The sequence below is a fragment of the Aequorivita aquimaris genome, from assembly GCF_001573155.1.
GTDB lineage: Bacteria > Bacteroidota > Bacteroidia > Flavobacteriales > Flavobacteriaceae > Aequorivita > Aequorivita aquimaris.
Genome location: NZ_JRWG01000015.1, coordinates 24620 through 39194, shown reverse-complemented (window position 1 = coordinate 39194; position 14575 = coordinate 24620). Strand labels below are relative to the sequence as shown.

Annotated in this window: 9 protein-coding genes; 4 read left to right on the top strand and 5 right to left on the bottom strand. The window is 41.0% G+C overall.

Features of this window, described 5'->3' with window-relative positions; translation table 11 throughout:
- Both LS48_RS14380 and htpG read right to left on the bottom strand, forming a co-directional pair.
- On the bottom strand, positions 1-1712 hold a 1712-nt coding region (locus tag LS48_RS14380), incomplete at its 3' end, for an HYR domain-containing protein (protein WP_117590236.1).
- Between the two features lie 189 nt (positions 1713-1901).
- Positions 1902-3794 (bottom strand): molecular chaperone HtpG, encoded by a 1893-nt coding sequence (gene htpG / locus LS48_RS14375; protein ID WP_062623189.1) that lies wholly within the window; start codon positions 3792-3794, stop codon positions 1902-1904.
- A gap of 220 nt (positions 3795-4014) precedes the next feature.
- Here htpG and LS48_RS14370 point away from each other — a divergent pair, with 220 nt between their 5' ends.
- Together LS48_RS14370 and LS48_RS14365 are read left to right on the top strand one after the other, a co-directional pair.
- A complete protein-coding gene (locus tag LS48_RS14370; protein WP_062623188.1) occupies positions 4015-4698 on the top strand; it encodes a TetR/AcrR family transcriptional regulator in 684 nt (227 codons plus the stop codon).
- Positions 4698-6005, top strand: coding sequence for an ABC1 kinase family protein (locus LS48_RS14365; protein ID WP_062623187.1), 1308 nt, complete (start codon positions 4698-4700; stop codon positions 6003-6005). Before LS48_RS14370 ends, LS48_RS14365 begins: the two co-directional genes overlap by 1 nt.
- A gap of 174 nt (positions 6006-6179) precedes the next feature.
- On the opposite strand, the gene LS48_RS14360 is transcribed toward LS48_RS14365, so the two are convergent.
- Entirely contained in the window at positions 6180-8633 is a 2454-nt protein-coding gene (locus LS48_RS14360) for an alpha/beta hydrolase family protein (protein ID WP_062623186.1), read from the bottom strand.
- 138 nt (positions 8634-8771) lie between these two features.
- Between LS48_RS14360 and LS48_RS14355 the strand changes: the two genes are divergently transcribed.
- Positions 8772-9779 (top strand): 3-oxoacyl-ACP synthase III family protein, encoded by a 1008-nt coding sequence (locus LS48_RS14355; protein WP_062623185.1) that lies wholly within the window; start codon positions 8772-8774, stop codon positions 9777-9779.
- Between the two features lie 195 nt (positions 9780-9974).
- On the opposite strand, the gene LS48_RS14350 is transcribed toward LS48_RS14355, so the two are convergent.
- Positions 9975-12413: a TonB-dependent receptor gene (locus LS48_RS14350; protein WP_062623184.1), complete on the bottom strand. Its 2439-nt coding sequence runs from the start codon at positions 12411-12413 to the stop codon at positions 9975-9977.
- Between the two features lie 373 nt (positions 12414-12786).
- On the opposite strand from LS48_RS14350, the gene LS48_RS14345 reads away from it, so the two are divergent.
- Positions 12787-13146, top strand: coding sequence for a CoA-binding protein (locus tag LS48_RS14345; protein ID WP_062623183.1), 360 nt, complete (start codon positions 12787-12789; stop codon positions 13144-13146).
- Here LS48_RS14345 and LS48_RS14340 read toward each other — a convergent pair.
- A complete protein-coding gene (locus tag LS48_RS14340; protein WP_062623182.1) occupies positions 13117-14562 on the bottom strand; it encodes a sodium:solute symporter in 1446 nt (481 codons plus the stop codon). The genes LS48_RS14345 and LS48_RS14340 overlap by 30 nt on opposite strands.
- Positions 14563-14575 lie beyond the last annotated feature (13 nt).

Below are 14575 nucleotides of genomic sequence, written 5' to 3'. Positions count from 1 at the left end.
GCTGTAACGTCCTGAACGGTAACGGTAGAAGTACAGGTAGAAATGTTTCCTGAGTTATCGGTAACTGTCATAACCACGGTGTTTGCACCGGTCATTGAGCAATCAAATGATGAAACATCAAGGCTCATTGAGGCAATGCCGCAGTTGTCGGTAGAACCGTTGTCAACATCTGCAGCGGTAATGGTAGCCATGCCGGTAACAGGGTCAAGATCTACGGTAATATCCTGGCAAACCGCCACTGGCAGCTCGTTGTCTATTACGGTTACGGTAAAGTCGCAAGTAGAGGTGTTTCCGTCGCTGTCGGTAACAGAAAGGGTTACGGTGGTCACGCCAACAGGGAAGGTACTTCCGCTTGGGTGCGTGGACACGATGTCGCCGGTAATGTTGCCGTCCTCGGTATCAATGGCAAGGGCCGAATAGTTGGCCACGGCGCCACAGGTGCCGGGAACGTTGTTCGCAGTAATGTCCGATGGACACACAATTACTGGCGGGTCGCCAATAGTTGTTATTGGATTAAACGTGATACAGTAACTATTTAAGGTTCCTGAGTCACCACCTGCATCATCATTAATTTCTAATGTCCAATTTCCGTTTATAGATTCTCCGGCAAATATAGTATTAAGATCCACGCCAGGTCCGTCGCCAAAAGCAACAGGAAAAGTATTTCCGCCTCCTTCTGCGCGATAATTAGCCAGAGGGGCGCCAGAGTCCCATCCAGTAATATTATTAGCAGATACATCAGTAAAAACTAGATTTGCAGATGCATCAAGTCCTGTAGATCCACCATTATCGGTACATAATGCTACTCGGGTTCCCGCTGGAGAAACTAAGATAATTTCTAAGTCACCAGCAAATGTATGAATGCTATTTAGGGTAATATTATCTAAAGTATAATCGGTGCCTATTAACCCTACATCTGCAACTGAAGCAATTGCGGGTGTCATTAATCCACTTGTGCCAGCTGCTGGAATTGGGCGAGGGTTTCCGGTGCTACAAACTGAGAGAGGGCCAGACGTCACTTCTTCGCCAACTACATTCATGATCATCATAACGTTGGGAAATCCTATGGAGGAAAAATTTGTTGGTACTGAAATTCCGCAAGCAGGAGCTGCGATCCAAGATACACCAGTCTGTCCAGCGGCATTTGAACCAGGGAAAAATGAGTTTGTTGCGCCTAAATTAATTCGCAATTCGTAAACCATTATTGATCCTGCGGGAATAGTAGCGCTCAACGGAACTGAAACTATTGTAAGATTGTCCGGAACATCGACAATATAATTTGAAGTGCCTTGTAAGGTTAAAGATCCCGGAAATCCACTAGGAAAGGGGCCTGCCGTGGAGTAGATGTTCAAAGTAAGGGACACTGGTCCTAAAATTTGTTCTACACCAAACTCGACACTTGAAACTGTAAAGTCATTCACAATACCAAAATCATTGGTAAGATCAAAATCTCTGTAAAAACTATTTTGATCAGGAATTCCTCCTGCATTACAAGTGACTGTTCCGGGTGTGATAGTTTGAGAGACACTATGCGTTATGACTACCGGAGCCATATTATTGATGTGGCCTAGTTCTATAGAAGAACTACCTGCAGGGCCATTGATCACAGGAAGTCCTCCATAATGGCCAGAATTTGACAATGACGTCTGCCCTAAAGCAATCGTAAATGTCAAAAGCATAAATGCAATGGAGAGTAACGTAATTTTTTTCATAATTAAAATAATTTATAGTTAGACCATTAAAAGTATGTTAAATTTTCTAAATAAATACTGTTATAATTAAGTTTTTATGTTAAATATTAGGTTTATCAAAATTTTTTTAATATAACATTGAATCATCAATAAAAAAGGCCATTGCGAAATATTTCGCAATGGCCTTTTTTACTTTTATTTAATTGATTTCTATTTAATCATCTCATAACTACGCTTTATGAAGGTCGTAAGTTCCTCTCCCTTCAATAAATTTTTGCTCAACCTTGCCAAATCGAGAGCCTGATTTACCAATCTTTCTTTCTTCTTTTCGGTCTTGGTATTTAAGATTTCGCTTACCAATTCGTGGTTGGTGTTTACAATCAAATTATACATTTCAGGGAAGCCTCCCATCCCAAACATACCGCCACCGCCAGTTTTCTGCATATCTTTCATTCTACGCATAAATTCGGGTTCGGTAATTATGAACGGATTGGCATTGCTGTCCAAAGCTTCCAATTGTACGCTGAATTTTTCCTTCGGAATAACGCCGTCCAAAAAGGTTTTCAGCGTTTCTTTTTCTTCGTCGGAAAGTTTTGAAATCTGCGCATCGTCTTTTTTGATGAGATTTTCCACATGATCGCTATCCACGCGCACAAAGGAAATTTTCTCCTCCTTGCTTTCCACTTTTTGAAGCAAGTGTGCAACTATTGGCGAATCCAAAAGCAATACTTCATAGCCTTTCTCTTTTGCGGCTTCAATGTAGCTGTGCTGCTCTTCTTTGTTGGAAGCGTAAAGGATTACAAGATTGTCGTCCTTATCGGTCTGTACGTCCTTTATTTTTTCCTTAAATTCCGAAAAGGTGAAATATTTGTCATCAACTGTTGGATACAGTGCAAAATCCTGCGCTTTTTCGAAGAACTTATCTTCGGTCAGCATTCCGTATTCAATAACGATTTTGATATCGTTCCATTTCTTTTCAAAGCCTTCGCGATCGTTGTTGAAAAGACTTTTCAACTTATCTGCAACTTTTCGGGTTATGTAGCTCGAAATCTTTTTCACAGCGCCATCGGCCTGCAAATAGCTTCGCGAAACGTTCAGCGGAATGTCCGGACTGTCAATTACCCCACGGAGCATCGTCAAAAATTCGGGCACGATTCCCTCCACATTATCGGTTACGAAAACCTGATTTTGATAGAGTTGGATTTTATCCTTTTGAATGCTCATATCGTTCGTCATCTTCGGGAAATAGAGAATTCCGGTAAGATTGAACGGGTAGTCAACGTTCAGGTGAATGTGGAAAAGCGGCTCCTCAAACTGCATTGGGTACAATTCCCTGTAAAAAGAATTATAATCTTTATCCTCCAATTCAGTCGGCTGCTTTGTCCACGCCGGGTTTGGATTATTGATGATATTGTCAACTTCCTTCGTTGGCGCTTTGTCGTCTTCTTTTGCGTCTTCGGGTTTTGGAAGGGTTTCGGTGCGGGTTCCGAATTTAATCGGAATCGGCATAAACTTGTTATATTTTACAAGCAACTCACGGATGCGGCTTTCTTCCAAAAACTCGGTAGAATCGTCGGCTATGTGAAGGATAATCTCAGTCCCTCTTTCCTTTTTGTCGGCCTTTTCAATGGTAAATTCCGGCGAACCGTCGCAGGTCCAGTGCACCGCTGGCTCGTCTTTGTAGCTTTTGGTGATGATTTCCACCTTTTTTGCAACCATAAACGCCGAATAAAACCCAAGACCGAAATGCCCAATAATGCCGGCATCCTTTCCGTTTTTGTCCTTGTATTTTTCAATGAATTCCTCGGCGCCAGAAAAAGCGATTTCGTTGATGTACTTTTCAACCTCTTCCTTCGTCATCCCAATTCCTTGGTCGATTATGCGAAGCTCCTTTTTCTTTTTGTCCAGCTTCACTTCAATAATTGGGTTGCCGTATTCCACGCCCTCGGCTTCGCCGATGTTCGCCAAATGCTTCATTTTTAACGTAGCATCCGTTGCGTTTGAAATCAATTCACGAAGAAAAATCTCGTGGTCGCTGTATAAAAACTTTTTGATCAGCGGGAAAATATTGTCCACCGATACATTAATAGTTCCTTTGCTCATATTTCTTATGTTTTATTTAATAATGCTATTAATTCATTTCCTAATAGTCAAATAAAATACCAAGCATCTCATTTCTGCCACGTTGTCACTTTAAAATTGAAAACTTTTCCGCAAAACTTTAACACAACATTTTGTTTAACCTAATAACTATAACCTTAAACAAATGTTATCTTTGTGATCGGATAACGACCTATCCTACAACAAATAATACCTAAATACAATGACTGCAACAAATACAGGAAATATCAAAAAAACAGCTTCCAAAAAAAGTGTGAGCGCCGAAAAGATAACCACGGCCTATATGGAATGGGTGCTAACAAAGGAAAAAGCACCGCTCAGTGTTTTTAAATTTTGTAAAGAGAACAATTTTACCGAAGCGGAATTCTACGAACATTTCGGCTCTTTTGAAGGGCTACAAATGGAAGTGTGGAATTCGTTTTACAAGAAAACAATTCTTTTGGCGAATAAGGACGAGCATTATTCCGCCTATTCCAATCAAGAAAAAATGCTTACGTTTTTTTATACCTTTTTTGAATTGTTAACCTTAAACCGCAGCTATATTCTTTTCACCTTAAGGGAACATCAAAATATGATGAGGAATTTGAGCCAGTTAAAAGGACTTCGGCAGAATATAAAACATTTCGCGGCAGATTTGATTCGTGAAAACAACGAAGATAAAAAGTTGAAAATCCTGAAGCAATCGGTAACCGTTTTTTCCGAAGGGGCGTGGATTCAAACCCTTTTCCTATTGAAATACTGGATGGACGATAACTCTGCAGGTTTTGAAAATACAGATATTGCAATCGAGAAATCGGTACGCGCCATTTTTGATGTTTTCGATACCCAACCGCTGGAAAGCGTGCTTGACTTCGGAAAATTTTTATGGAAAGAAAAAATGGCCTAATGAAGACGATAGACAAAATTCCCACGAATAAAATCCAACGTGCTTCAAAATTGATGACCACCGGCGTAAAAGTGGGCGGCAATTATTTGAAGTATTACGGCAAAAAGCTCGTCAATTCCGAAACCACAAAAGACGAATTGAACGAAAGCAACGCAGAGGATATTTACGACGGCCTGAAAAACCTGAAGGGCAGCGCGCTGAAAGTGGCGCAAATGCTGAGTATGGAAAAAAACATTATGCCAAAGGCCTATGTTGAAAAATTTTCGTTGGCGCAATTTCAGGTGCCGCCGCTCTCCGCGCCCCTGGTCCGCAAAACTTTTAAAAAATATTTTGGCGATACGCCCGAAAGCCTTTACGACACTTTTAATGCCGAATCGGTTGCGGCGGCGAGTATTGGGCAAGTGCACAGAGCCACAAAGGACGGTAAAAACTTGGCTGTAAAAATACAATATCCCGGCGTTGCGGAAAGCATCAGCAGCGATCTGGCCATGGTGAAGCCGGTGGCAATGAAAATGTTCAATATAAAAGGAAAGGACAGCGACAAATATTTCAGGGAAGTGGAAGATAAATTGCTGGAAGAGACCGACTATTTGTTGGAAGTGGAACAAAGCAAGGAAATCACCGATGCCTGTAAAAACATTCCAAATTTAAAATTTCCGAAGTATTACGAAGAACTTTCCGGCGAGCGCATAATCACAATGGACTGGATGACGGGGCAGCACCTTTCAGAATTCACCCAAACGAATACCGATAGGGCAAAAGCCCAAAAAGTAGGGCAGACCCTGTGGGATTTCTATATGTTCCAAATGCACCAATTGAAGCGCGTGCACGCCGATCCGCATCCGGGAAATTTTTTGGTGGACGAAGACGCAAATTTGATTGCGATAGATTTTGGTTGTGTAAAAACCGTTCCCGAGGAATTCTATGTGCCTTATTTTGAATTGGCAAAACCAGAAAACATCAACAATCCGGAAGTATTTTTGGAAAAAATGTACGCCTTGGAAATTTTAAAAAGGGAAGATTCGCCCGAGGAAACAAAGTTCTTTTCAGAGCTGTTTCACGAAATGCTAAGTCTGTTCACCCAACCTTTTCACAGCGAAAGCTTTGATTTTTCCGACGAAGAATTCTTCGGAAAGATTGCCGAGTTGAGCAATAAATATTCAAAGGATACCGAGCTTCGAAAAATGAACGGGAATCGCGGTTCCAAACATTTCCTATATATAAATCGAACTTTTTTCGGCCTTTATAATTTGATGAACGATTTGGGAGCGAAGGTCACGATAAATAATTATAAGAATTACGTTTAAACTTTAACAAAACTTTGTTTAATCCTTTAACAATTACACTAAACAAAGTGTGGTATCTTTACAGGGAGTAATCGAATATTAAATTGCTATGAAAAAGTAAAAATATTCTATTATTTAATTGGTTAGGTTGTTTAAGAAGGGCGCATTTTATGCGCCCTTTTTTTGTATTTTAAGCTATTGCTTCATTTCTTCGGAAACGTTTACCGGGTTTTCATTTTTGTTTTTTACGTATTTGTCTAGCCATTGATCCTGTTCCCATAGTACGTGCAAAATGCTCTCCTTTGCACTGTAGCCGTGGCTTTCCTTCGGCAGCATAACCAGTCTTGCCGTTGCTCCCAAACCTTTTAAAGCATTGAAATAACGCTCGCTTTGTAGCGGATAGGTGCCTGAGTTATTATCAGCTTCCCCGTGGATGAGCAACAGTGGCGTCTTCATTTTGTCGGCGTGCATAAAAGGTGACATGGTATTATAGGTTTCGGGCGAATCCCAATAGCTGCGTTCCTCACTTTGGAAACCAAAAGGCGTAAGGGTTCTATTGTATGCACCGCTTCGGGCTATTCCAGCAGCAAAAAGATCGGAGTGGCTCAACAAATTTGCAACCATAAACGCGCCGTAGGAATGGCCACCTACGCCTACACGATTTCTATCGATATAGCCCATTTTGTCAACGGCATCAATGGCAGCTTTGGCGTTGCCAACCAATTGGGTCCTAAAGGTATCGTTAGGCTCTTCATCACCTTCGCCCACAATTGGGAATGCAGCATCGTCCAAAACCACATAGCCCTGGGTTACCCAATAAATAGGCGAGCCGTAATATGGGTAAATAAATTCATTCGGGTTGGTCGTGTTTTGCGACGCGCTGTTTTTGTCCTTAAATTCGCGTGGATAGGCCCAAAGAAGCATCGGCATTTTTTCTTTCTTTTCTTTGTCGTACCCAATTGGCAAGTACAAAGTGCCCTCAAGCTCCAAGCCGTCGTCGCGTTTGTAAGTAATCACTTCCTTGTGTACATTTTGGATGCTCTTAAAAGGATTTTCAAATGATGTAACTGGCGTTAAATCATTCTTCTTTTTAATATTTCTGAAGTAATAATTGGGGTATTCGTTCTGCGATTCTATCCGCACTAAAATCTTCCCTTTTTTCATATCGATTGCGGAATTCAGATTTTCCAGCTTATCGGTATATTCGGACTGGTAGATGCGTTTCGTCTTTTGTGTTTTTAAGTTGAATTCATCCACAAACGGAAACTGTCCCTTGTCCGAAAAGCCATCGCCCATCAGAAAGGCGTTGCCGTCAACCATTTCGAGAACCCTTTCGTCAAAATCGTTTCGGGCGGTTACAAAATTGCCAGGGTCGTTATATCTGTCCTGATAATTTCTATCAAAAATAATCTTTGGCGTTTCCGAAGCATTTGAAGGATTGAACAGATAGGATTTTGTATTCCGGTCGTTCCACCAATAATCCGAAGCAATTGCAAGGTTATCGTTCCCCCAAGTAATTCCTGAATAGCGGTTTATGGTTTTCAAAAGCAGTTTTTCCTTTCCGTTGAATGGAGCTTCCAATTGGTAAACGGCATCGCGATAGTCCACTTTTACTTCCGGATCGCCTTTGTCCAATGCCTCGGCCCAATAAATGGTTGCGGGTTTATCGGCGCGCCAATCCATTCTTCTTTTGCCCATTCGGGTTGCCATAAAACCTTTCGGTTCTACTTCGTTCAGCGGTACATCGTTCACTTTTTGAATGAGTTTCCCTTCTTTGCTATAAATATTGGTTTCAAATGGAAAACGGTTGTAAGGCACAATATAGGAGAAGGGTCTTTTAATGGTATTTACCATTACATAATTGCCATCGGGCGAAAAATCAAGCTCGTCGTACATAGCGGTAGGAAGAAAATCGGCAACTTTTCCGTCCAATGAAATCTTTTTTATTTCCGAAAGCGCCAATTGCTCAAAGTTAAATTCGTCGTTTGGGCTACTGAGCAAATCCTGATAGGTTCTGTTTTGGGCCTTTTCACCACCGCTTACGGTAATGGTCGGGCCATCGGGAACTGCTTTGTCTGTGTTTATCAGTTCCTTTCTATCCTTCGGAATTACATTTACCAACAACGCGCTGCCGTCCTTAAACCAATTGATCGGGTCGCCCATATTAGCATTTACCTTTAAAGTGCTCAGTTGTTTGGCGGTGCCGTTTTCAATATCTGCCAGCCAAAGCTGTACGCCATCTTCCACCGTATTCAAAAAGGCAACCATTTTTTGGTCGGGTGAAATGGTAAAGTTTGAAAGCCGTGGATTGTTGGGAATTCCCGCTACTTGCCGAGCATCTTTTTCGGAAGCCTTTTTCACTTTTATATTGTTGTAAAACCGGGTTCGGCTACCGATGTTGGTTTTTGGATTTATCCGAAGCCCGCCCAACCGCAATTCAGCTTCGGAAAGCTCCGCGATAGATTTATATGCATCGCGATAAAAAAGGACCACATTTTCACCATTGCTGTCAATCCAAACGGAAGGGGCCAAGGGCGCGTCCACAAGCTCCAGAATTTCCTTTGGCGGTTTTTGATAGGTGAGTTTTTCCTGTGCAATAAAATTTCCTGATAGCAGGAGAAGGGTAACAATGGCGATGAGTTTTTTCATAAGTGTAAAATTTAAGTTCTAAAGATATTCAAATTTAGGAGAACGTATTTGCTATGCACGCATACTATATAAACTGAGTTTTGTTTCCTTTAAAAGCGGTATATGGTTATCTTTCGGAACTATTTTAAATTGAATTAAATGTACACTTCAAAAATTACCGGTTTAGGATATTATGTGCCCGAAAATGTGGTTACCAATGACGACCTTTCAAAGTTAATGGATACCAACGATGCGTGGATCCAGGAACGTACGGGTATTAAAGAGCGAAGACATATAAAAAAGGGCGATGGCAACTCCACTTCAGTAATGGCAGTAAAAGCTTCAACTATTGCTTTGGATCGTGCCAAACTTAAGCCAAACGATATAGATATGATCGTTTTTGCCACACTGAGTCCAGATATGTATTTTCCGGGCGGTGGAGTGGAAGTGCAGGAAATGATGGGGATGCGGACCATTCCTGCCTTAGACGTGCGCAACCAGTGCAGTGGTTTTGTGTATGCGCTTTCGGTTGCGGATCAATTTGTGAAAACAGGGATGTACAAAAACGTTTTGGTAATTGGAAGTGAAAACCACAGCGGCGGACTGGATATGACCACGCGCGGCAGAAATGTGTCGGTCATTTTTGGCGACGGCGCCGGGGCAGCGGTGGTTTCCAGAAATGAAACCGGAAAAGGCGGTATTCTCTCCACCCATCTTCACAGCGAAGGGCAACATAAAAACGAACTTTCGCTAAAAGGGCCGAGCACCGAACATTGGGTGCCGGAAATAATTGCCGAAAACCCACAGGAAGACATCCCGTATTATCCGGTGATGAACGGACAGTTTGTGTTTAAGCACGCCATTGTTCGTTTTGCTGAGGTTATTCAGGAAGGGTTGGAGGCCAATAATTTGAAGGTTGAAGATATTGATATGTTGATTCCGCATCAGGCCAACCTTCGCATTTCGCAATTCATTCAACAAAAAATGAAATTGACCGACGAGCAGGTTTTCAACAACATTCAAAAATACGGAAACACTACGGCAGCATCCATTCCAATCGCACTGACGGAAGCGTGGGAAGAAGGAAAAATCAAAGAAGGCGATTTGGTGGTTTTGGCAGCCTTCGGGAGTGGCTTCACTTGGGGAAGTGCTATTATTAGATGGTAATAATGCTTCGGTTGAAAATATAAAAAGCCTTTCAGGAAAACTGAAAGGCTTTTGTTTTACCTAAAAAAGGTATAATTCGTTAAAAGGCTAATTCAAATAAATTATAAAATGAAATTTTAGGTATTGTACTTAATAGACGAGTTGAAATCTATATTAGTTTCATTACGAAATCTTTTTTAACAAAAGAATAACGGTTTAAAACAGCCCTCCGCCACCGGATGATGTGTTATCATCTCTATTTTTTCGGCTTTTTGCGCGATAGTTTCCGCCGCCAAATCTATAGGTTAATCCCACGTAAATGGTGTTGCTTTCATTTTTGAATTCACCGCTCTGTGGATAAGGCGTATCACCGCTGAAGGCAAATTTCATGGAATCAAAAACATCGTTGTAATTTACGCTGAAAGTTCCTCGGCCTTCCCATAAGCTGTATCGTGCGCCCAGATTAACGAAATAACGTGGTTCCGATTCAAACTGAATGCCTTTGTTCTTAGCGCGGTACAATCCGAAAGCGGAGAACGTAAGATTTTTTGTGACGGTGAAATTATTCATCATTCGCACATTCCATGATACGTTATCAACTTCCGCAACTTGGGTGACTATATCTTCTACTGCAGGCGTTCCCGTAGGATTTTCAAAAATTTCGGTGATTCCTTTTTGGGTTTTCTTATAGAGTTCAAAACTGCTGTTGACACTCCACCACTTGGTAGGTTTATAATTTCCCGAAATTTCGAGTCCGTAGGAGTCAGTGCTTTCAAAATTTTGGAAAGTTAATATGGAGCGATCTAGATTTGTGCGGTCCACAAGAATGGCTCGGTTTATTTCGTTATCCACAATGCGATAAAAAATGCCTGCGGTAATGCTGCCCACATCTAAGTTTCTTGTGTAATTGGCCTCTATGGAATTGGTAAACTGAGGCTCAAGATTGATATTTCCGTAAGAAGAAATCAATGGCGTGCTAAACTCGCGAATAGGATTTACCTGATCAAGTCCTGGACGGTCCACTCTCCGACTATAACTAAGCTGATACTGGTTTTTTTCCGAAGGAGAATAGGTTACAAAGGCACTGGGATATATTTGGAAGTAGTCATTCGTAAAAGCCCGTACATTGTTCGTGTCGGCTTGTACGCTAACATTTTCAATTCGCGCTCCTAATTGATAGGACCATTTTTCAAAGGTTTTTCCAACCGTAGTGTAAAATGAATAAATATCTCGGACGTATTCAAAATGGGTTGAAGGCGTGGGCACCAATTGGCCATTGGCGTTATAGCTTTGGCCATTTGAGGCAAAATCTATCTTCGTTTCAAATAGTCTTGCTTCGGCACCCGCTTCAATTTTTAAACTTTCTGATAACGGATTTACATAATCGAGGTTCACGGTAAGTTGGCTGCGGTCCGTTTCATCACTGTCTTTAAAATTTTCTAGGGGTGAGGCCCCGTTAAAGACATATTTGCCATCAGTTTCATTTGAAAATACATTATAATCTGCTTCCAATTCCAACGTATGCTCAGTTTCATCAAAACTTACTTTGTAATCAAAATTATATTGTGAAGCGATATTTTCATTGCCGTAAAAGAACAACTGTTCCTGGTTGAGAGATGGTTGATCCAGATAGAAGATAGTGGAGCTTCCATTTCCTTTTCCGTCATATATGTTTTGGTTTGTGAAAAAGGACAGCGTATTTTTTTCATTTAAGTAAAAGTCCAGTCCCACTTTGAAGAGATTGGATTTACTGTCATCCAAAAAGTGGATTACTTCTCTGGAATTATTGAGTGAACGCGTAATGAGACCGTTGTTTTCGTGTTTGGAAACGTTGTTACCCAGGTTGGTGTAAAAGTTAAATTTGCCATTGCGGTAATTCATATCCAAGCCCGCATTGAATTTTGCGTTTTCCCTAAAAGTTAGCCCTACGGAAGCATTTCCATTAAAGCCCACATTCACGTTTTTATGAAGAATTATGTTGATCAATCCGCTCATTCCCTCGGGATTGTACTTTGCCGAAGGGTTAGTGATCAGCTCTATTTGTTTGATTGACGAAGACGGAATCTGCTTTAGCAATTGGGCAACTGGAATGTTTGAGAGCTTTCCGTCCACCATTACGCGAACATTCTCATTGCCGCGCATGGAAAGCTCGCCAGATTGTGGGTCGATACTCACGGTAGGCAAATTGTTCATAATATCTGATGCAGTCGGTCCCGCGGTAGATAAATCTTTACCAATGTTTATTACTTTTTTGTCCAAGCGTTGTTCAATCGTTGATCTCTCGGCTACAATATTCACTTCATCCAAGGACGCAATGTCTTCTTCCAACAATATGTTGCCCAAGTCAATAGTTGCATTTCCTTTTGTAATATTTATTTCCGTGGTAAATACTTTATAGCCTATGTACTGGATGCTAATGTTGCAGCGGCCTTCCGGTATTTTATGGATTTCAAATTTTCCCGCATCGTCGGTTACTGCGCCAGTAATAATTTCACCATTTAATTTTTTTACTACTACTGTTACATAGGGGAGAGGTTCATTTAGGACTTTGTCCGTCACCCGGCCATAGATGTTACCGGAATCTTCTGTGGGGCCTGCCGCGGCATTGAGTATTCCGAAGGTGATGCAGGCGATCAAAACTAAAATTGTTTTCATTTGTGTGATTGATTGATGTTAATGATTAATGAAATAAAATACCATTATATTGCATTAAATATTACCTTGTATAACATACTAAAGGCGCAAATGTTTTCGTATTTCTATATAAAAGACGATGTATATTTTTTTCTGTTACAATTTTTTTAGAAAAAGTTTAAAAAAACAAACCCGAAGCGGGTGCTCCGGGTTTGAATCTTTACTGCTATCATTAACACTAACCATCAACGTAAAAATTGTCGCAGTAAAGAATGAAGTGTAAGTACTATATAGACGTTGAAATCTTCCGAATGTTTCAAGCTCCACTTCATTTTAACGAACATTTATGAAATCTTGCTGAAGAGTATTGTATTTTCATAAAAAAACTATCGGAATGAAGAAAACATTAGTACTCGGCGCGAGCCTGAATCCGGGAAGATATTCAAACATTGCCATAAATCGTTTGGTAAAATATGGGCATCCCGTGGAGGCGGTGGGCCTTAAAACAGGGGAGGTAGCAGGCGTAACCATTGCCACGGAAAAGGAACACTTTGAAGATATTGACACGGTAACCCTCTATCTAAATCCGAAACGCCAAGTTGAATATTACGATTATATCGTTTCGTTGAAACCGAAACGCGTCGTTTTCAATCCAGGCACCGAAAATCCTGAATTTTACGAAATTCTCAAAAAGAACAATATTGCATTTGAAGTGGCCTGCACCTTAGTTCTTTTGGGTACGAATCAATATTAAACCGAAGAAGGTAAGCGCGCCATTCAGGATAAGTATAAAGAATCCGAATTCGAAATTCAGGTATGCCGCGCTGAGGGCGCTAATTGCATATCCCAAAAACGGAGTCAATATGGCCACCACGGGCACCAATTTATCCTTTACGTTCCATTTCGTAAAAAGTCCGTACGCGTAAAGTCCCAAAAGTGGGCCGTAGGTATAACCCGCAAAAACAAAAAGTTTCGCAATTACCGAAGCATCTGCGATTACATATTTGAAAATTATAATTACCAAAATAAGTAACAAGGAAACCAAGATGTGAATCATTTTGCGAACGCGTACCTGTTTTGCTTCGTCATACTTTTTCTCAATTCCCAAAATATCAATACTGAAAGAGGTGGTCAACGCGGTCAAAGCGCTATCGGCACTGCTGTAAGCTGCGGCAATCAATCCTAAAATGAAAAGAATTGCAACCCCAAAACCGAATTCGTTTTGCATTGCCAGCGTTGGGTACAATTGGTCTTTATGGGCGTCAATCCCATTCTGTGCTGCGTAAACCGTAAGCAGTAAACCTAAAACCAAAAACACAAAATTTACGATGGTCAGAACAATAGTAAACCAAAACATATTTTTTTGGGCATCCTTCAGATTGCGGCAGGTGAGGTTTTTCTGCATCATGTCTTGGTCCAGTCCCGTCATTACTATGGCGATAAATGCACCGCTAATAAATTGTTTCACAAAATGGTCGCCCGATTTCCAATCGTCAAAAAAGAAAATCTGGCTCATATCGCTATCGGCAATAAAATTGAAAAGATTGCTTCCCGAAAGACCTAAATCTGTGGAAACATAATATACCGAAACGCCAACGGCAACTAACATAAACAGCGTTTGCAGCGTATCGGTCCATACGATTGTCTTTATTCCGCTTTTGAAGGTATAGAGCCAAATGAGTAAAATTGTGATAGTAACTGTCACCCAAAACGGAATATTCATTTGGTCAAAAATCAGGCTTTGCAGCACCACCGCCACTAAATACAACCGAAAACTCGCTCCAACTACCCTTGAAAGCAGAAAAAACGATGCTCCGGTTTTATAGGAAGCATTCCCGAATCGTCCTTCCAGATAGGTATAAATTGAAGTCAAATTTAAACGGTAATACAGCGGAAGCAGCACCGTGCCAATAACTGCATAGCCCACAATATAGCCCAGTACAACCTGAAAATAACTAAACTTTGAAGCCTCTACCCATCCGGGAACCGATATAAAGGTAACGCCACTCAGCGAGGCGCCAATCATTCCAAAGGCAACCAAATACCATGGCGACTGTTTTCCTGCCTTAAAGAAATCGGCATTGCTTCCGCCTCTATTGGTCAAAAAGGAAACTAAAATCAAAACCAAAAAATAACCAACAATTAAAAGCAGAATATGTAAGGGTTGCATAAGATATGAGACT

Bases quoted from the DNA above. Each gene is read 5' to 3' on its own strand.
- htpG (WP_062623189.1), bottom strand. From the start codon at position 3,794: ATGAGCAAAGGAACTATTAATGTATCGGTGGACAATATTTTCCCGCTG.
- LS48_RS14350 (WP_062623184.1), bottom strand. From the start codon at position 12,413: ATGAAAACAATTTTAGTTTTGATCGCCTGCATCACCTTCGGAATACTC.
- LS48_RS14370 (WP_062623188.1), top strand. From the start codon at position 4,015: ATGACTGCAACAAATACAGGAAATATCAAAAAAACAGCTTCCAAAAAA.
- LS48_RS14340 (WP_062623182.1), bottom strand. From the start codon at position 14,562: ATGCAACCCTTACATATTCTGCTTTTAATTGTTGGTTATTTTTTGGTT.
- LS48_RS14345 (WP_062623183.1), top strand. From the start codon at position 12,787: ATGAAGAAAACATTAGTACTCGGCGCGAGCCTGAATCCGGGAAGATAT.
- LS48_RS14360 (WP_062623186.1), bottom strand. From the start codon at position 8,633: ATGAAAAAACTCATCGCCATTGTTACCCTTCTCCTGCTATCAGGAAAT.
- LS48_RS14355 (WP_062623185.1), top strand. From the start codon at position 8,772: ATGTACACTTCAAAAATTACCGGTTTAGGATATTATGTGCCCGAAAAT.
- LS48_RS14365 (WP_062623187.1), top strand. From the start codon at position 4,698: ATGAAGACGATAGACAAAATTCCCACGAATAAAATCCAACGTGCTTCA.